Raw genomic sequence first — 17,829 nt, 5'->3', positions numbered from 1 at the left:
CGCGCGGCCTTGCGGGCTTGAGCGAGGAACTTATGCTAGATACGAGCATAAGTGCTGTCAAGCCATTGTCACAATCGGGCAAGTGCCGTGCAGCTCAGGGAGAACCGTCGATGCCCTTGGCCAGGGGCAGCTTGCTGCCCGAGATGGCCCGCTCCAGCAGCACATCGCTGCGAAAGCGGAACAGCTTGGCCGGCCGGCCCGCAGAGCCCACCGTGAGCTGGCCGGTCTCCTCGACCAGATCCTGCTGCTCGATCAGGCGGCGGAAGTTCTGCTTGTGCAGCCCGCGCCCGGCCAGGGCCTCCACGGTCTGCTGCAGCTGCAGCAGCGTGAACTCGGGCGGCATCAGCTCGAACACCACGGGCCGGTACTTGATCTTGGCGCGCAGCCGCGCCATGCCCGTGGCCAGGATGCGGCGGTGGTCGTGGTGCATGGCCTCGCCAGGCAGCATGGCGGCCGCGCCATGGACGCGGTGGGCCGCCTCCTGCACCAGCCCGGCCTCGTACAGCAGCTCGTAGCGCTGCAGCACCATGTCCTCGTTCCAGGGCCCGCCGTCCAGGCCGAAGGCGATGTCCGCGCGCTGGCGCCGCAGCGCACGCTGGGCGCCGCGCGCCTCGGCCATCCAGGCATGCAGGCGCGGAGCGATGTGCGAGCGCAGCAGGGCCGGCTCGCCGCCGCGCCAGTCTTCCCAGGGAAAGTAGCGGTACCAGTCCTGCCAGACGGCCTGCCCCGCGCTGCGGTCCGCGGATTCGCGCGTCAGCCCCAGGTAGCTGACCGAGATCACGCGCGCCCCGCTGGCATCGGTGCGATCGCCATCGGCAAAGGTGTAGAGCTGCTCCATGTAGCCCAGCGGGTGATGGGTCTGCTCCTCCACCCAGGCGCGCAGGCCAGCCTGCAGCGAACGGTGTCCCACCTCGAACGGCCCCGCCGGCAGCAACTGCCCGTCCGCCGTTGTCAGCACGCGCGGCGTGCCCTGGGTCACCGCCGCCAGCACGGCGACGAGTTCGGCATGGATGGGAGAGGCTGCGGGACTGGTGGGGTGGGGCACGAAGGTGAGGGAGGTCGGTTGGCGGGATGGGTGATTATGGTGGGTTGCAGGGGCAGCTTCGAGCCCGGCACAGCAGACCGCCACAGGCCATCAGACGGTCAAATTCAACCTGTTGAGCGCTGGCGTGTTTTTCTATCGCATGACTACCCGCGGCGTTCGAGCTGTCGCAGGTACTTTTCCAGCAGCCCGGCGGTGTGCTCATTCATGCCCGCCTCCCAGCTCGCGCTCGATCTGTTCGATGCTGGGCAGGCTGCTTTGCAGGGTTTCCGGCAAGGCACGGGTGAGCTCGAAACCGGAAACGCCGATGGGCTTGTCCACGCCGCGCAGCGCATACTCGGCCAGCACGTGATTGGGTTTCTGGCACAGGATCAAACCGATGGTGGGTTGGTCGGTTGCGTGTCGCAACCTGTCGTCCACAACGTTGCAGTAGAAGTTCATCTTGCCCGCGTATTCAGGCTTGAAATCGCCCCGCTTGAGGTCGATGACCACGTAGCAACGCAGCTTGAGATGGTAGAACAGCAGGTCTATGTAGAAATCGTCTCCGGCAAGGTCCAGGTGATATTGGCGCCCCACGAAGGCGAAGCCCTGGCCCAGCTCCAGGAGAAATTTTTCCAGATGGGTGATCAGACCGGTTTCCAACTCACGCTCATGGAAACCTGATTCCAACGTCAGGAAGTCGAACAGGTAAGGGTCCTTGAGCGTTTGCTGTACCAGGTCGGAATCCGGCGGAGGCAGGCGCAAGGCGAAGTTGCTGGCAGCTCTGCCTTGTCGCAGGTGCGCGGCTGTTTCGATCTGCATCAGCAGGACACTTCGGCTCCAACCGTTTTCGATGGCTGCGCACATGTACCAATGGCGTGCGCCCGGCTCCTTGACCTTGGCGATCAGCTCGGCATGGTGGCCCCACGGCAGGGACAGCAGAACATCAGCAGCAAACACCTGTGCGCCATCTGCCGCCACCCCCGGCGCCAGGCGGCTTTGTGCCACAGCCTGTGGCACTTTTTCGCCGGGGGCAAGTTGTGCCACGGCCTGTGGCACTTTCTCCGTGCTCCCGGCTGTGGCGGCCAGAGAGGGATACTCGCGATAAAAAGCCAGCATGCGCTTGATGTTGCGCTCGGAAAAACCTTTTTCCTCCGGCAGTTCGTTGTGCAGATCCTTGGCCAGCCGAGGGATGACTGCGGCACCCCAGCCTTCCCGTTTCTGGCGCTGGTCGATCAGTGCCCCGATATCCCAATACAGGCGGATCAATTCGGCATTGACCGCCAGCATGGCATGCGTCTGGGCATGGCGGACACGCTGCTTGATATCGGCCAGCAGCGCCGGATAGTCGGCGGGCAGGTGGGTACTCATACTTCGCCCCCGCTGGTGGCCCTGAGTGCGGCCGGAGAGAGTTCTTCGCGCACCTCGGTCCGGGCGTCACATCCAGCCTTTTCCATAGCCTGCGTGATGAACTTGGTACAGATATCGCGTTCGCCAAGCGCCTGCTTATCCATAGGACGTGATTCCTTTCTTGCTGGCGTTACCTTGCTCGGGCCTGTCTTTTCACCCTGTCGGGTGACGACGGGTCATCTTACGGCGCTCGCTCCGAAACAGCCTGGGCCTCTGCAGAGCGATCCGGCACGATCGGAAGCTCAATGTCCAGGCACCCCGCGGGACATCTGCCTTGCATTCCCGCAGAAGAGTTCGGCACGGATGGGAGGGGCTGCGGAACTGGAGGGTGGAGGCGGTCGGTTGGCGGGATGGATGACTATGGTGGGTTGAAGGCGCCGGTCTGCCCCCGGTCAGGCTTGCGCGTTCACACTGCCGCCGATGTACTGGTCCACCATGGCCTTGGCCTGTCCCAGGCTGCAGCCATGCTCGCTCTGGCAGGCCCTGATGGCCGCCATCTTCTGCAGGGGATCGGCGGCGAGGGTGCGCCAGTCGATCTTTGCGGGCTCTGGCGCAAGGCCATGCCGCGCGCCTCCCTCCTCCACCGAACGCACCTCCCAGCGCGCCACGACGGGAAAGGAAAGGTCCACGGCAGGCAGCCGGCCCAGTTCGACCGCCAATTCATCCTGTGAAATCAATGAAGCCACCTGGCGAACACGCGCTCGGGGCCCGTCGCGCCAAGGCCTGATCTCCAAGGGGCGCCGGCAGAAATCCTGCAGATAGTCACCCAACTCCTGCGTCATGAAGCGCGCGGCCTGCGCGACATCGGCCCGCAACAGTTGCAAAGCCTCCGGCTGCGAGAAGTCATCCAGCTGATCGCTCAGGTCCGCAAAGGCCTGCAGAAATCCCGCGCAGACAAAGTCATCGAAGCAGGCGTGCGAAACACTGCTGGCCTCGTCATCGTGCAACACCAGCGCCACGCCCACGCCATGCGTGTCCAGCGGCGTCAGGCACCAGGCATCGCCGGCGCCCGACTGGGCGAATGGCAGAAAGCTCCGGCCGTTCTGTGCGCCAGGATGAAGCCAGCCCTCGATGATTTCCCGGCTGGCTTCGGCGTCTATCCATTCGAAGTCCTGCCAACTCATGAACAAGGGCGGGTCCTGCAGGCAGCGCTGGCGCCAGGTGGCAGCCCAATCCGGACCGTAGACGGTCTTTCCCGATGCCAGGAGGTCGCTCAACAGCGGCGGCAGCACAATGTCGGTCTGGGTGGAGAGGTTGGCGTAGGTGGTCATTGGATTCATCCCACGTCCATATGCAGCCGATGCCGGCCACAATGCACGCACTGGAAAAGGCAGCCGGAAATCATGCCGTCCGTGGACATGCGCTCCAGCATCCACTGCGCATCGTTCCTGTAGCTGCCTTCGATGTCGGGCAGGACTTCAGCGAGGAAAGGCTCGACGGCCTGCCTGTCGGCGTGACCCAGGAAGACACAGGGCGTGTTGCAGTGCGTGAGCCACACAGGCTGCTGCCAGGCCCTGTAGCCGGGCGTGCGCTGCGCGATCTCCAGCAGCAGTTCCCTGGCGATGGTGGGCTCGGGGTCTGCCGGATCAGGCGACACGCCTTCGATATCGGTTCCAGGCATGAAAAAGCCGCGCACAAGCGCGGTTCATCCCACTCAGGCAATCGCTTGGATGCCGCTCTTTTCCACAACCGTCAGCAAGCGCAAGGCAGGGCCACCGGGCTTCTTGACGCCACGTTCCCAGTCAGAGACCAGGTTCTTGCTCACATTCAGATAGAGCGCAAAAACAGGCTGGGACAGATGTTCGCGCTCGCGCAAGGCCCGGATGCGTTCGGGAGGCATGGGCACCACAGGCGTCAGGCAGGCCGCATCGAACTCGCGCATGGTCTGCCTATCGATGGCGCCAACGCTGTGCAGTGCTTCCATGGTTTCATGGATGGCTGCAGAAGCATCACTTCGGTATTTCTTTGTCATGATCATGTACCTCTGAAAAATGCCCGTTGCCGATCAACACGGTCAGTTGCTCCTCTGACAAGCCCAGCACATGGCCTGCGGCCTTCCTGAACTGCGCTTCATCGTCCTTGTCAATGTTGTCGCGGTCACTCTTGGCGAACCCATAGACGAAGAACGCTCGTTCCGCCGTGCGGTATAGAACGACGGTACGAAACCCGCCCGACTTGCCCTGCCCAGGACGCGCCACACGCTGCTTGATGACGCCACCGCCCAGGTCGGCGTCGATCAAGCCCTGCTCAGCCCGCTCTATGGCCTGCACCATCGACTTGTCCGATATGTCCTGCTTGCGGGCATACCGCGCGAACCAAGCATTCTTGAAAATGCGCATGCCGTACCCTCCACATGGATTTATATCACACCCAGTGTGATACATCAAACACCTCAGCAGGCCGCCATATCTGACAACGGCACAAGTACGTCACCATGAAAAACGGCGCTTCATGTTGTTACACGAAGCGCCGTCAGACAGCACCTGATCGATTGCCTTCAGCTCATCTTGCGCGAACCATCATGAAACAACGCGAGCAGGTGAGAACCATGACAGCAGCTATCACACGTTGAACAGGAAGTTCATCACGTCGCCATCCTTGACGACATATTCCTTGCCTTCGGCGCGCATCTTGCCCGCGTCCTTGGCGCCCTGCTCGCCCTTGAAGGCGATGAAGTCGTCGAAGGCGATGGTCTGGGCGCGGATGAAGCCGCGCTCGAAGTCGCCGTGGATGACGCCTGCGGCCTGGGGGGCGGTGTCGCCGACCTTGATGGTCCAGGCGCGCACTTCCTTGACGCCGGCCGTGAAGTAGGTCTGCAGGCCCAGCAGGCCGAAGCCGGCGCGGATCAGGCGGTTCAGGCCCGGTTCTTCCAGGCCCAGTTCCTGCAGGAACATGTCGCGGTCCTCGTCGCTCATCTCGGCCATTTCGGCTTCGATCTTGGCGCAGATGGCCACGACGGGAGCGCCCTGCGCCTCGGCATAGGCCTTGAGGCTGTCGAGCAGCGGGTTGTTCTCGAAGCCGTCTTCGCTGACGTTGCCCACGAACATGGCGGGCTTGGCGGTGATCAGGCAGAACTGCTTGAGCAGGGGCGCGTCTTCCTTGGAGACGGGCACCGTGCGTGCGGGCTTGCCCTGGTCCAGGGCAGCCTGGATGGGGGTCAGCAGCGCCACCACCTTGGCGGCTTCCTTGTCGTTGCCCGACTTGGCGGCCTTGCTGTAGCGGTTCAGCGCCTTCTCGACGGTGGCCAGGTCGGCCAGGCACAGCTCGGTCTGGATGACCTCGATGTCGGCGATGGGGTCCACCTTGTTGGCCACGTGGATGACGTTCGGGTCTTCGAAGCAGCGCACCACGTTGACGATGGCGTCGGTCTCGCGGATGTGGGCCAGGAACTGGTTGCCCAGGCCTTCACCCTTGGAGGCGCCGGCCACCAGGCCCGCGATGTCCACGAATTCGACGATGGCCGGGACGATGCGCTCGGGCGTGATGATGTCGGCCAGCTTCTGCAGGCGCGGATCGGGCACTTCCACCACGCCGGTGTTCGGCTCGATGGTGCAGAAGGGATAGTTCTCGGCGGCGATGCCGGCCTTCGTCAGCGCGTTGAAGAGAGTGGACTTGCCCACATTGGGCAGGCCCACGATGCCGCATTTGAGGCTCATGGCAGGGCTTTCTACAGGGATTCTGGGGACAAACCCCGTATTTTAGTCAACCGGGCATTTCCTGTCGTTTCAGGCGAACTGCCAGTCGCCGGCCACGGACTGGCCAACGACCAGTTCGGCTCCGTCGTGCAGACCTTCCAGCACGGCATTCATGCCGAAGGTGATGGCGCCATCGACACGGTCGTCCTGGCGGTAGGTACGGATGGCATCACCCACGGCGGTGCCCTGCACGGCCGTGACGGGGTCGATGTCGGGAATGGGGCAGCGTGTGCAGGGCTTGGCCATGCGCAGCCGCAGGCCCTGGGCATCGAGCACGTCGAGCCCGTCGACCCGGTCCTCGTCATGGGCCTCCAGGCCTTCGATCACGATGTTGGGGCGAAAGCGCCGTGCGTCCACCGCGGCGTGGCCGGCCGCCTGCAGGCGCTGGTTGAGTTCATCCACGGCCGCCTGGCTCAGTACCAGCAGCGGATAGCCGTCCGCGAAGTGCACAGGTGCGGCCTCGCCCCCGGTCCAGCGCGCGCTGGTGCGGCGCGGCGCCGCCGGGTCGAAGCGCACCAGGGAGCAGTCCGTGCCCAGGGCCTGCGTCAGCCAGCGGGCGGCTTCGGGGCCCATGTCCCAGGCCTGCACCCAGTCCGACCAGACGCGCGCCCGGCGCTCCGGCCCCGTGGCCTGCAGCGCGATGCGCAGCGGCGGCTGCTGGGGAAAGTGCAGCACCAGGTGCCCGGCCTCCAGCTCGGGGCGTATCCAGGCCATGCGCGGATGGTCGCGCTGGGTCAGGAATTCGCCCTGCGCATCGACCACCATCCAGTGGCGGTCCCAGGCCAGGCCGGTAGCGCCGACCTGCGTCTTTTGCAGCGTAATGCCCGCGCAGGATTTGACGGGATAGACCCACAACTGGGCAATGCGGCCCTGCACGTCTCGTTCTTGGTCAGACATCGGATATCTCTTTTGGGGGAATCTGGGGTGCCGGGGCACCCGGGGCACGAATGGCGCCACGCGATGGGCGGCAATATGCCAGATGGCGACGCAGGCTGCGGCAGGTCATGCCAATGCCGGAGTTTGCGCCAGTTGGAATCCCCGGCATGGCCCGGACTCCTACAATGCCGGCCATGGCGCAAACCTTTGATGTATGTATACGCGGGGCCGGCATTGCAGGCCGGACCCTGGCTCTCCTGCTGGCCCGGGAACGGCTGCGCGTGGCCCTGGTGGTGGCCGCGCCGACAGGCAACGCGCCCGATGTGCGCGCCTACGCGCTCAATGCCAGCGCACGCGGCCTGCTGGACAGCCTGCGTTGCTGGCCCGATGACCAGCACGCCACGCCCGTGACGCAAATGGAAGTCTTTGGCGACCTGGACGGCCATGTGCTGTTCGACGCAGCCAGCCAGGATGTCGAGGCCCTGACCTGGATCGTCGATGTGCCCGCGCTGGAGCAGCGCCTGGCCGAGGCCGTGCGCTACCAGCCCATGGTCGAGGTGGTGGAGCAGCCCGTGGCCGCGCCGCTGACGGCCATCTGCGAGGGCCGCGCCAGCCGCACGCGCAGCGAGTTCGGCGTGGACTTCGCCGTCACGCCCTATGCACAGCACGCCATCGCCACCCGGCTGCACTGCGAGCTGCCGCATGGACAGGTGGCGCGACAGTGGTTCACGCCCGAAGGCATCCTGGCCCTGCTGCCGCTGGACGGCCCGCAAGGCCACAGCGTGGCCGTGGTCTGGTCCATCGCCCGCGAGCTGGCCGACGGCTGGCTGGCCGCCGACACACAGGATTTCACCGCGCGGCTGGAAGCCATCAGCCAGGGCGCGCTGGGGCGGCTGGAGCTGAGCGCACCGCGCATGGCCTGGCCGCTGCAGCAGGCCGTGGCCGACCACTGGTGCGGCTCCATGCCCGACGGCGATGCACGCTCGGCCCGCAGCTGGGTGCTGGTGGGCGACGCCGCCCACAACGTGCACCCGCTGGCAGGCCAGGGCCTGAACCTGGGCCTGGGCGATGTGCAGGCGCTGGCACGCGTGCTGCAGGAGCGCGGCTACTGGCGCAGCACCGGCGATCTGCGCCTGCTGCGCCGCTATGAACGCGAGCGCAAGGCCGCGCTGGCGCCCATGGGCCTGGCCATGGACGGGCTGCAGCAGCTGTTCAGCCGCTCCGAGGTTCCGGTGCAGATGCTGCGCAACTGGGGCATGAAGGGCTTCGAGCGCTTCGGCCCGCTCAAGGACTGGATGGCGCGCCAGGCCATGGGCCTGGACCCGCGCAGCGGCGCCTGAGCCTGGAGCCAAGCCGATCCCGTGCCGTTGAACCCTTTGCCGTTTTGCGACTCGTACCCCTGCTCCGTGGCGCCCCGCGCCGCGCAATCCCCCTCAACCACGGCGCGGCCGGCCTGAACGCGGCCCCGCCCACCCACCGCATTGCCATGAAACTCTTCGCCTGCCTGCTGACGGCCGCCAGCCTGACCTGGAGCCTCGGTGTCCATGCCCAGGACGCCAACCTGCGCAAGACGCTGACCGAGCGCATTCCCCAGCTGGAAAAGATCGACGAAATCCGTCCCACGCCCATGTCCGGCCTGTTCGAAGTGCGCATCGGCACGGACCTGTTCTACACGGACGCCAAGGGCAACTACCTGATCCAGGGCGAGCTGATCGACACCAAGGCGCGCCGCAATCTCACCGAAGACCGCATGAACCAGCTGACGGCGGTGGACTTCAAGCAGCTGCCGCTCAAGGACGCCGTGACCATCGTCCACGGCAAGGGCGAGCGCAAGATGGCCGTGTTCGAAGATCCCAACTGCGGCTACTGCAAGCGTTTCGAGCGCGACCTGCAGACTGTGGACAACGTCACCATCTACCTGTTCCTGTACCCCATCCTGAGCCCCGACTCGGCCGAGAAGTCGCGCAACATCTGGTGCGCCAAGGACCAGGCCGGTGCATGGGCCGACCACATGCTGCGCGACAAGGTGCCGGCCGCCGCCCAGTGCGACACCTCGGCCGTGCAGCGCAACCTGGCCTTTGGCCGCAAGTACAAGATCACGGGAACGCCCACCGTCATCTTCACCAACAACACCCGAGTGCCTGGCGCCATCAGCGCCCAGGAAGTCGAGAAGAACCTGGCCGCAGCCGCAGCCGCGCGCTGACCGCCACCGGGCGGGCCCGGCGCCATGGACGCCGGGCCCGCCCACCTGATCCCCTCGGCCGGAGCTTCCCGGCTCCAGCCCGCCGCAGCGGGCCCGGGCAGCCTCCAGGCCACACCTGCAGGAGCCCGAATGACCTCTCCCCTCGCCGCCACCGCCGCTGCCACTGCCGCAGCGGACATCCACTACCGCGTGCAGGCCCTTGATGTGGACGCGCACCTGTTCAGCGTGCAACTGCACATCGCCCGCCCGGCCGCTGGCCAGACCCTGTCGCTGCCGGTCTGGATTCCCGGCAGCTATCTGGTGCGGGAATTCTCCAAGAACCTCCAGGGCCTGTCTGCCGAGCAGGACGGCCGCCCCGTCACGCTGACCCAGCAGGGCAAGAACCTCTGGCAGGCCGATTGCGCAGCCGGCGTGCCGCTGGTGCTCCACTACCAGTTCTGCGCCTATGACAGCTCGGTCCGCACGGCCTGGCTGGACCGCCGCCGCGGCTTTTTCAACGGCACCAGCCTGTGCCTGCGCGTGCACGGCCAGGAAGACAGGCCGCACACGCTGCAGCTGCTTGCGTCGGACGCCACCGCATCGTGGCAGGTGGCGACCGGCCTGGACGCCGTGGACACCGATGCGCGCGGCTGGGGCCTGTACCGCGCCGCCCACTACGACGAATTGGTGGACTGCCCCGTGGAGATGGGCAGCTTCTGGCGCGGCGACTTCGTGGCCGCGGGCGTGCCGCACAGCTTCATCGTGGCGGGCGCCGCGCCCAGCTTCGACGGCGCGCGCCTGATTGCCGATGCACGCAGGATCTGCGAGACCGTGCTGGCCTTCTGGCACGGTACGGGCGAGCAGGCCACGCCCGCGCCCATGCAGCGCTACGTGTTCATGCTCAACGTGGTCGATGACGGCTATGGGGGCCTGGAGCACCGCAATTCCACGGCCCTGATCTGCGGCCGGCGCGACCTGCCGCGCGTGGGCGAGCGCAAGGCCGCCGAGGGCTACACCACCTTGCTGGGCCTGATCAGCCACGAGTACTTCCACACCTGGAACGTCAAGCGCCTGCGCCCGGCCGAATTCGCACGCTACGACTACGGGCAGGAGAACTACACCGAGCTGCTGTGGTTCTTCGAAGGCTTCACCAGCTACTACGACGACCTGCTGCTGCGCCGCGCCGGCCTGATCGACAACGCCCAGTACCTCAAGCTCATCACGCGCACCATCAACCAGGTGCTGCAGACGCCGGGCCGACACCTGCAGTCCGTGGCCCAGGCCAGCTATGACGCCTGGGTCAAGTACTACCGCCAGGACGAGAACACGCCCAACCAGACCGTCAGCTACTACACCAAGGGCTGCCTTGTCGCGCTGGCCCTGGACCTGCAACTGCGCCGCGAAGGCCGCAGCACGCTGGACGACGTGATGCGCGCGCTGTGGCAGCGCTGCCAGGGCGGTCCCATGCGCGAGGCCGACGTGCTGGCCGTGCTGCAGGACCTGGGCGGGCGCAGCTTCGCGCCCGAAATCACGCAATGGGTGCACGGCACCGACGACCTGCCGCTGGCCGAACTGCTGGCCGCGCACGGCGTGCAGGCCAAGGCCGAACCGGCGCAGACTGCCCAGCGCCTGGGCCTGCGCGTGCAGGAAAGCCAAGGCATCACCATCAAGACCGTGCTGCGCGGCAGCCTGGCCGAGCGCGCAGGCTTCATGGCGGGCGACGAATGGCTGGCCATCGAGCTGCCCACCGGCGCCGAGGATTCACAGCCCGCGCGCTGGCGCATCACCCGGCTGGACGACGTAGCTCTTTATGCAGGCACGGCCCTGGACATCGTCGCCTGGGTGGCCCGCGACCGGCAGATCCTGGCCTTGACCCTGCCCTGGGGCTCGGGCCTGCTGTCCGAGGCCGCCGCCATGGTGGAGAAAACGGACAACGGCGATGCAAAAGCTGCCACATCCGGCACCCTGGCGGCGCCCGCCCCCAGCAATCTCGGACTGGAAATCACGGACGAGGAGACCGCTGGACGCTGGCTGGCCGGGCACACGGGCAGCGCGCAGGCGCCTGCCACGCCCTGAACGGCGCATGCCGCCCCGCGCCGCCGGCCGGTTATTCTTGAGGATCACGACGACAACCCCAGCAGGAGACTCCCTTGGCCTATGAAATGATTGAAGTTCGCGTCGAAGCCGACAAGGTCGGCATCATCACGCTCAACCGCCCCAAGCAGCTCAACGCGCTCAACGACCAGCTCATGGACGAGCTGGGCCAGGCCCTGCAGGCCTTCGATGCCGATGAGGCCATCGGCTGCATGATCATCACCGGCAGCGAGAAAGCCTTCGCGGCTGGCGCCGACATCGGCGCCATGGCCAAGTACAGCTTTGCCGACGCCTACAAGGGCGACTACATCACGCGCAACTGGGAAGCCATCCGCTCCATCCGCAAGCCCGTGATCGCCGCCGTCAGCGGCTTTGCCCTCGGCGGCGGCTGCGAGCTGGCCATGATGTGCGACTTCATCATCGCCGCCGACAACGCGAAGTTCGGCCAGCCGGAAATCAAGCTGGGCGTGATCCCCGGCGCCGGCGGCACGCAGCGCCTGCCGCGCGCCGTGGGCAAGTCCAAGGCCATGGACATGGCCCTCACGGCCCGCATGATGGACGCCACCGAGGCCGAGCGCGCCGGCCTGGTCAGCCGTGTCGTGCCCTTCGACAAGCTCATGGACGAAGCCCTGGGCGCCGCCATCATCATCAGCGGCTTCTCGCAGATCGCCGTCATGGCGGCCAAGGAATCGGTGAACCGTGCCTTCGAGGGCTCGCTGGCCGACGGCGTCATGTTCGAGCGCCGCCTGTTCCACGCGCTGTTCGCCACGCAGGACCAGAAGGAAGGCATGGACGCCTTCGTCAACAAGCGTCCCGCCAGCTTCAAGCATCTCTGAGCGGGCTGAAAGTCGCGCTACAATGCGCGTCTTCCGGCAAGGCGCAGCAAGCCTCTCGCAAAGAAATTTCGAGAAATTTGCACAACTTGCCGGATGGGCCGAAAATTCTGCATATAATTTAGGTCTTACGGCGCTTTAGCTCAGTCGGTTAGAGCGATGGAATCATAATCCACAGGTCCGCGGTTCGAATCCGTGAAGCGCCACCAAACAAAGAAAAGGGTCTACGTGCAAACGTAGACCCTTTTTCCGTTGGCGCTGCACTCCGCCAGAGCGCGCCGCTTGCGGCGCCGCCTCCGGCTGCTAGCTGCCGCGCTCCAACCCGATCCAGTGGTTGTCCAGCGCCATTCCAGGCACCGGCACCGTGCGCAGCACCTGGCCGCGCTGGCGCAATTGGGCCTGGCGTGCGCCGCCCATCCACAGCGCGGGCTCGGCAGGCAGGGGCCGGCCCTTGGCATCCAGCGAGACGCTTGCATTGGCCACGCAGTACACGCCCGGCATGGCATCGCCGCGCAGCCAGCGGCCACTGGCCTGGCCGCTGTCGGGCACCTGCCACCAGGTGACGGTGTTCACGCGCGGGCAGCTGACGGCAAAGAGCTGGCCGTCGCAGCCTATGTCTCCGCCATAGCCGGCCAGGGGCTCGCGCCCTTCGGGCAGGGGCACGGCATGCAAACGGTGGCCATCGAACAGGGCCAGCACGGGCGCGGCGGCGCGCGCTTCGGTGTCGCGGTGCTCGGCCTGCAGCGCAATGCCCAGCCAGCGGCGTGCGGGCGCGTGGGCGACCTGCGGGCCCCAGGCCAAGTGGCGCAGGCTCAGGCGGTTGTCGTCCAGCTTCCACAGGCCGGCACGGGCGCCGCCTTCGGCCGGCAACAGCCGCGCGATGGACGAATCCATGTGGTCCAGCTGCAGCTTGCGCCGGCCGGTTTCGGACTGCGTGGGAATGCCGCCATTGGCGACCATCAGCGTGCCGTCGGCGTCCAGCAGCAGCTGGTGCGGATCCATGCCGCCCGTGCGCCATTCGGCGATCTTCTCCAAGGTGATGGCATCGCGCACGCCGATCAGGCCCTGGGCATCTTCCAGATCGGTCTCGGTGGTGTAGAGATGGCGGCCATCGGCGCTTTCGATGACATGGCCGTTGAAGAAGCGGTCGGGCTCGATCCACTGCCACTGCGCATCCTCGGCGGCCTGTCCCGGCTTCAGGCGCACCAGCCAGTCACCGGGGCGGCGGCTGGCGAAGACCACAGAGCCGTCGCGCAGCGCGGCCATGCCATGGGCGCGCGTGGGCACGTCCAGGGCCTGCAGCACCTGCAGCGGCCTGTCCACCTGCGCACTGGCCTGCACGATGCCGACACGCATCTGCTCGCCCTGCATCCAGGCCGCAGCCAGCGACCGTGCCGGTCCAGACGGCCTGGCCGCATGGGAGGTTGCCAGCGGCATGGCAGCCAGCAGCCCCATGCCCTGCAGCCAGCGGCGGCGATTCAGCGCCTGCTCAATCCCCGTCGGCATCCGAGAACCCGATGTTGACTTCCAGCGCAGGCGCCACCTCGCCTTCCATGAGGCGCTTGAGGCGCGACAGCGGCTTGGTGGCGGCATCGACGGCCTTGGCGCTCGGCTCGGTCAGGGCGCGCATGCCGGCATCGGCCTCGTTGACGGCCTTGAGCCAGCGGTCGGCCAGCGGGTTGAGGCCACGGCCGCGCAGGTAGGACTCGATGGGCACGATGTCCACGCCGGGCTGGGGCACCTTGCGGTCCACGCTCACGGCCAGCGTGCGCAGGCCCTGCCAGTGCGCGCGCCAGATCTCCAGCGTGCTGCCGCTGGCGAGATGCTCCCAGGCGGGCGGTTTGCTGCCCGCACTGCCCGCACTGCGCAAAGGCTTTTCCATGTCCGCCCAGCGCAGGCGCTCCAGGCCGCCCACCCACTGGTTGATGAACTCGGCCATGGCTTCGGTGGTGGCATCGCCGTCCTCGGACCAATCCTGGGCCGCGAGCTTGGCAAAGCCGTTGCTGAGGATGCCCATCTCGGCGCCGATTTCCTCCGCCACCAGGGTGGCATAGGCGCAGGCCGGCGTCTGCGGCTCCACGGGCTGGGTCCACAGCAGGTTCTCGAGCGCCGGGTATCCCTTGGCGGGTGCGCCGATGCGCTCCATGGCAGCCAGATCGGCGGGGGCCGACTGTATGGCCTTCTTGAGCAGGGCCGGGCGCATGGGGCGGAAGTCCACCAGACGTGCCGAGCGGCGCTCCACCAGCGGCCCCAGGGCCACGGCCGAGAGGCTGCTCCACTGTCGCGACGATTGCACATAGGCCTGGCGCGCCGTCTGCAGCGTGGCGGCAGCCGATCCCGCAGGTGCCGTGCAGTGCGCGCGCAGCGCCTGGCTCAGCGCCTGGGCGGATGCCTGCGCGGCCTTGGCCTGGGGCGAGAACCATTGGCCGTACAGCCCCTGCACGGCGTGGGCCGTGTTGTAGAAGGGAATGGCCATGTTGGCATCCACTTCCTGGGCATGGACAGGGGCGGCGGCCAGCAGCGCCAGCGCGGCGGCACAAAGGATTTGGCGAGGGGTCATGCGCATGTCTTGCATCAGAGGGACTCCACAAATTTGACCAGGGCTTCACGGTCTTCGGCGCTGAGCTGGCGCACCTGTTCGCGCGCGGCTTCGGCCTCGCCGCCGTGCCAGAGGATGGCTTCGAGCACGCCGCGCGCACGGCCGTCGTGCAGCAGGCGCTGGTGGTTGTTGACATCGGGCAGCAGGCCTATGCCCCACAGCGGCGGCGTGCGCCACTGGCGGCCTGAGGCCTTGAAGTCGGGCCGGCCATCGGCCAGCGCATCGCCCATGTCGTGCAGCAGCAGGTCGGTGTAGGGCGCAATGGTCTGGCCCGACAACCCCTTGCTGCTGAGTGCCGGCGACAGCGCGGGAAACAGCTCCCCACCCGTCTTGTACGAGGGCCGGTGGCACTGCGCACACTGGGCCTGGTGGAACAGTGCCTCGCCACGGCGCACGGCCGGGTCGCTGGCGTTGCGCCGTGCAGGCGGCGCCAGCGTGGCCTGGTAGAAGATCACGTCGTCCAGCACGCGGTCCTCGATCTCCACGCCCTCGGCGCCGTTGCCGTTGGGCGCGGCCAGGCAGTCCTTTTGTGCGGGAGTGCAGGTCTGGTGCGGGAAACGCTTCGATGTGATGCCGATATCGCCCAGGAAGGCCGAGGCCGTCTGGTGGGCAATGGAGGCCACGTTGGCCTTCCAGCCGAAGCGGCCCAGCATCATGCGTTCGCCGTAGGCATCCCAGACATAGTTGGGCTGGCCCTTGATGGGGCCGCCCAGGGCCGCCTGGGCGGCAGCGTTGGCCAGGATCTCGGACTCCGGGATGTGCTCCAGCAGGCCCAGGCCGATGACCTGGGGCGCAATGCGCGGGCTGGTCATCAGGTTGGCGGCCAGGGGGCCGTAGTTGAGCGCAGCCAGCTCGTAGACCGGCTTTTCCAGCGTGTAGGCCGTGCCGTCGGCAAAGCGGCCATGCACCTGTTCGTAGCGGATGCGCAGCTGGCCCTCGCCCTTGACGCCCAGCACGCCCTCGGTGTTGAACTGGTCACCATAGACCGGGTCCGGCACCGGGCTGCCGTGCGGGCCTTCGCCCGGAATGGACAGCCGCATGAGCAGGCCCGCGAAGGGCTGGGGCTTGAGCGGGTTGTGGAAGTCGGGCGGCTGGGCACGGCCGTCCTGCACATGGCAGCCGCCGCAGGAGCGCGCCAGGAAGTGCGGGCCCAGGCCATCGCGCGCCGTGGTGGAGGCCGGCGCCTGCACCCAGTTGCGCTTGAAGAAGGAGTTGCCGATGACGAAGCGCGTGCGCTCTGCATCCTCCAGGTTGGCGGCGGGCAGCGAGAAGGCGTTGCGGCCCGTGGCGTGGACCGTGGTCTGGCCACCCGGGGGCAGGGGCTCGCCGGGTGCCGCGAACAAAAGAGCTGGATCGGGAGCTGGATCGGGAGCAGGCTGCGGTGCTGGCGCGCGCGCTGGCGCGGCAGCCACCGTGTCCTGCTGTTGGGCCGAGCAGCCCATCAGGACCAGGGAAGCAGCGACCAGCAGCGATGGGGAGAGATTCATGGGTGGGGACGTCCCTGGAAAAGCCAGGGCCGCCGAACCCTTTCGGGGGCGGCGGCCTTGGCACATGGGCGCAGGAATGGATGGACGCTGGCGTGGATGTTCCGTTAGTTGGCCTTGGGGTCCACCAGGTTGAGCTGGGTGATGCCGACGGCATTGGCCGCCTCCACCAGGTCCTTGCTCTGCTGGACCAGGCTGTCGATGGTGGCCTGGATCTTGGCGCGCGAGGCCGAGTCGCGTGCGCCCTGTATGGCCTGGTCGAACGGCGCGGGAATGGCCTGGGCCGCCTGCACCGACTGCGTGATCTGGCGCGTGGTCCTGTCGGCCAGCGCGCTGTCCTTGGAGGCCACCCAGTCCTTGATGCCCGGGCCTTGCAGCTCGCTGCCATCCAGGCGCTTGTAGCTGCCCTGCCAGACGTTGAGGATGCCCTGGGCATTGGTCACCGCATCGCGGTGCGTGTTGTCCGAGAAGCAGGAGTGCTCGTCTTCCTGGTCGCGGCTGGCCAGGGCCACTTCCAGGCGCTCGCCGGCCAGCTCGCCGCGCGACAGCGAACCCAGGCCCACGAAGATGCGGCGCAGCGCGTCGTCGGGCTTTTTCTCGAACTGGGCGCGGAAGTTCTTGGGCGAGCCGGGCTTCCACTGGTCGGCCACGGACTGCAGGTCCTCGATCAGCAGCGCGGTCACCACCTTCAGGTACTCGCGGCGGCGGTCGGCATTGGACTTCTTGCCATCGACGAAGTCGGTGTACGGACGCGCGCCCGGCCCCTTGTCGTTCAGGTCCTGGCCCCAGAGCATGAACTCGATGGCGTGCCAGCCGGTGGAAACATTCTCCTCGCCGTCATGCTCATTGAGCTCGGCCAGGCGCTTCTTCGTGATGGCTTCCTTGCGGTTGTTGATGATGCCGGCGTTGGGGTTGCCTTCCACATAGTCCACATAGGACTCATCCATGGGCCAGGCGTTGATCTGGCCTTCGGGGCCTTGATCGTTGTCGATGGGGCCGGCGTAGAAGCGGAAGGCCTCGGTCTGGCCGTAGTACTCCCGGGCATCCAGCCAGGCCTTGCGTGCCTGGTTCAGGCCCTGCTCGCTGGGCGCCGCCAGAAAGGCCGCAATGGCTTTCTGCATGGTCTTGGCGGAGCTGATGGAGTCCGAGTAATTGGCGTGCACCAGGGTGCCGTAATGCTTGACCACCTCCGCAACGGAGAGGCTCTTCTTCACGGGCTGTTGAACGGTGCCGGCGGCTGCGGCCTGGCTCATCGGGGCGGCCGCGCCCAGGGCCAGGGCGGCTGCAATCAGGATGGGATGCATGGCAGAAAGGATCGGAGGTTGGAGAACTCGGAATGCCAAACTGTAATGAGAATTGTTTTTATTGGCAAAACCTGCGAGATATCGCCGCACTGCGCAGCAAGGTCATAGACGGACCCGGGCAGAAATGGGGCGCGCCAGCGGCGCAATGGCCGCAGCGGGCGCCAGCCTAGCACGAGCCCCCTTGGCGCCCCGGCCAAAGACCCAGCGCCCTGGCATAAGCCCCGCAGCTTGCCTTGGCTGGCGACTTGCCTTACCATTGCGCCCGCTCGCATGGGCCGCCCTCTCCTCGCAGGGCCTGCCCACCGCCTCCAAGCCCTGATCGCCCGGCCGA

At 66.8% G+C, this 17,829-nt stretch carries 16 protein-coding genes and 1 tRNA gene; 5 read left to right on the top strand and 12 right to left on the bottom strand.

What is annotated here, in order from left to right; all coding sequences use genetic code 11:
* Positions 1–94: 94 nt before the first annotated feature.
* The 8 genes from DACI_RS07730 to DACI_RS07695 form a co-directional block, all read right to left on the bottom strand.
* Positions 95–1,045 carry an NUDIX hydrolase gene (locus DACI_RS07730; RefSeq protein ID WP_013804059.1) on the bottom strand — a complete coding sequence of 317 codons (951 nt, stop codon included), beginning with the start codon at positions 1,043–1,045 and terminating at the stop codon, positions 95–97.
* Between the two features lie 198 nt (positions 1,046–1,243).
* Complete coding sequence (locus DACI_RS07725) at positions 1,244–2,392, bottom strand: PDDEXK nuclease domain-containing protein (protein WP_012203469.1); 1,149 nt, start codon at positions 2,390–2,392, stop codon at positions 1,244–1,246.
* Between the two features lie 431 nt (positions 2,393–2,823).
* Positions 2,824–3,702 (bottom strand): SMI1/KNR4 family protein, encoded by an 879-nt coding sequence (locus DACI_RS07720; protein WP_012203468.1) that lies wholly within the window; start codon positions 3,700–3,702, stop codon positions 2,824–2,826.
* A gap of 5 nt (positions 3,703–3,707) precedes the next feature.
* Positions 3,708–4,052, bottom strand: coding sequence for a CbrC family protein (locus tag DACI_RS07715; protein WP_012203467.1), 345 nt, complete (start codon positions 4,050–4,052; stop codon positions 3,708–3,710).
* 33 nt (positions 4,053–4,085) lie between these two features.
* Positions 4,086–4,403, bottom strand: coding sequence for a helix-turn-helix domain-containing protein (locus tag DACI_RS07710; RefSeq protein WP_012203466.1), 318 nt, complete (start codon positions 4,401–4,403; stop codon positions 4,086–4,088).
* Positions 4,381–4,770, bottom strand: coding sequence for a type II toxin-antitoxin system RelE/ParE family toxin (locus tag DACI_RS07705; protein WP_043780869.1), 390 nt, complete (start codon positions 4,768–4,770; stop codon positions 4,381–4,383). The genes DACI_RS07710 and DACI_RS07705 overlap by 23 nt, the downstream gene beginning before the upstream one ends.
* Positions 4,771–4,992: 222 nt before the next feature.
* Complete coding sequence (gene ychF / locus DACI_RS07700) at positions 4,993–6,087, bottom strand: redox-regulated ATPase YchF (protein ID WP_012203464.1); 1,095 nt, start codon at positions 6,085–6,087, stop codon at positions 4,993–4,995.
* 69 nt (positions 6,088–6,156) lie between these two features.
* Positions 6,157–7,023 (bottom strand): MOSC domain-containing protein, encoded by an 867-nt coding sequence (locus tag DACI_RS07695; RefSeq protein WP_012203463.1) that lies wholly within the window; start codon positions 7,021–7,023, stop codon positions 6,157–6,159.
* A 173-nt stretch (positions 7,024–7,196) separates the two neighbouring features.
* Between DACI_RS07695 and DACI_RS07690 the strand changes: the two genes are divergently transcribed.
* The 5 genes from DACI_RS07690 (at position 7,197) to DACI_RS07670 (ending at position 12,320) form a co-directional block, all read left to right on the top strand.
* Complete coding sequence (locus tag DACI_RS07690; RefSeq protein ID WP_170962085.1) at positions 7,197–8,342, top strand: FAD-dependent monooxygenase; 1,146 nt, start codon at positions 7,197–7,199, stop codon at positions 8,340–8,342.
* A gap of 146 nt (positions 8,343–8,488) precedes the next feature.
* Entirely contained in the window at positions 8,489–9,205 is a 717-nt protein-coding gene (locus tag DACI_RS07685; RefSeq protein WP_034390564.1) for a DsbC family protein, read from the top strand.
* Between the two features lie 129 nt (positions 9,206–9,334).
* Positions 9,335–11,260 (top strand): M61 family metallopeptidase, encoded by a 1,926-nt coding sequence (locus DACI_RS07680; RefSeq protein WP_012203460.1) that lies wholly within the window; start codon positions 9,335–9,337, stop codon positions 11,258–11,260.
* A 74-nt stretch (positions 11,261–11,334) separates the two neighbouring features.
* A complete protein-coding gene (locus tag DACI_RS07675) occupies positions 11,335–12,114 on the top strand; it encodes an enoyl-CoA hydratase (RefSeq protein WP_012203459.1) in 780 nt (259 codons plus the stop codon).
* 129 nt (positions 12,115–12,243) lie between these two features.
* Positions 12,244–12,320 (top strand) — tRNA-Met (locus tag DACI_RS07670).
* 94 nt (positions 12,321–12,414) lie between these two features.
* Here the strand turns inward: DACI_RS07670 and DACI_RS07665 are convergent.
* From DACI_RS07665 to DACI_RS07650, 4 genes are all read right to left on the bottom strand, one after another.
* Positions 12,415–13,617 carry a DUF1513 domain-containing protein gene (locus DACI_RS07665; RefSeq protein ID WP_012203458.1) on the bottom strand — a complete coding sequence of 401 codons (1,203 nt, stop codon included), beginning with the start codon at positions 13,615–13,617 and terminating at the stop codon, positions 12,415–12,417.
* Positions 13,601–14,686 carry an imelysin family protein gene (locus tag DACI_RS07660; protein WP_012203457.1) on the bottom strand — a complete coding sequence of 362 codons (1,086 nt, stop codon included), beginning with the start codon at positions 14,684–14,686 and terminating at the stop codon, positions 13,601–13,603. The genes DACI_RS07665 and DACI_RS07660 overlap by 17 nt, the downstream gene beginning before the upstream one ends.
* Complete coding sequence (locus DACI_RS07655; RefSeq protein WP_012203456.1) at positions 14,686–16,197, bottom strand: di-heme oxidoreductase family protein; 1,512 nt, start codon at positions 16,195–16,197, stop codon at positions 14,686–14,688. Before DACI_RS07655 ends, DACI_RS07660 begins: the two co-directional genes overlap by 1 nt.
* A 104-nt stretch (positions 16,198–16,301) precedes the next feature.
* Positions 16,302–17,498 (bottom strand): imelysin family protein, encoded by a 1,197-nt coding sequence (locus DACI_RS07650; RefSeq protein WP_043780863.1) that lies wholly within the window; start codon positions 17,496–17,498, stop codon positions 16,302–16,304.
* Positions 17,499–17,829: the final 331 nt, after the last annotated feature.

Source organism: Delftia acidovorans SPH-1, from assembly GCF_000018665.1.
GTDB classification, from domain to species: domain Bacteria; phylum Pseudomonadota; class Gammaproteobacteria; order Burkholderiales; family Burkholderiaceae_C; genus Comamonas; species Comamonas acidovorans.
Note: the sequence above shows the minus strand (reverse complement) of the source record. Positions and strands in the feature narration are given on the sequence as shown.

Coding starts and splice junctions, on each gene's coding strand:
- DACI_RS07695 (WP_012203463.1), bottom strand. CDS start 7,023: ATGTCTGACCAAGAACGAGACGTGCAGGGCCGCATTGCCCAGTTGTGG.
- DACI_RS07715 (WP_012203467.1), bottom strand. CDS start 4,052: ATGCCTGGAACCGATATCGAAGGCGTGTCGCCTGATCCGGCAGACCCC.
- DACI_RS07720 (WP_012203468.1), bottom strand. CDS start 3,702: ATGACCACCTACGCCAACCTCTCCACCCAGACCGACATTGTGCTGCCG.
- DACI_RS07680 (WP_012203460.1), top strand. CDS start 9,335: ATGACCTCTCCCCTCGCCGCCACCGCCGCTGCCACTGCCGCAGCGGAC.
- DACI_RS07660 (WP_012203457.1), bottom strand. CDS start 14,686: ATGCAAGACATGCGCATGACCCCTCGCCAAATCCTTTGTGCCGCCGCG.
- ychF (WP_012203464.1), bottom strand. CDS start 6,087: ATGAGCCTCAAATGCGGCATCGTGGGCCTGCCCAATGTGGGCAAGTCC.
- DACI_RS07725 (WP_012203469.1), bottom strand. CDS start 2,392: ATGAGTACCCACCTGCCCGCCGACTATCCGGCGCTGCTGGCCGATATC.
- DACI_RS07710 (WP_012203466.1), bottom strand. CDS start 4,403: ATGACAAAGAAATACCGAAGTGATGCTTCTGCAGCCATCCATGAAACC.
- DACI_RS07685 (WP_034390564.1), top strand. CDS start 8,489: ATGAAACTCTTCGCCTGCCTGCTGACGGCCGCCAGCCTGACCTGGAGC.
- DACI_RS07665 (WP_012203458.1), bottom strand. CDS start 13,617: ATGCCGACGGGGATTGAGCAGGCGCTGAATCGCCGCCGCTGGCTGCAG.
- DACI_RS07650 (WP_043780863.1), bottom strand. CDS start 17,498: ATGCATCCCATCCTGATTGCAGCCGCCCTGGCCCTGGGCGCGGCCGCC.
- DACI_RS07655 (WP_012203456.1), bottom strand. CDS start 16,197: ATGAATCTCTCCCCATCGCTGCTGGTCGCTGCTTCCCTGGTCCTGATG.
- DACI_RS07690 (WP_170962085.1), top strand. CDS start 7,197: ATGGCGCAAACCTTTGATGTATGTATACGCGGGGCCGGCATTGCAGGC.
- DACI_RS07705 (WP_043780869.1), bottom strand. CDS start 4,770: ATGCGCATTTTCAAGAATGCTTGGTTCGCGCGGTATGCCCGCAAGCAG.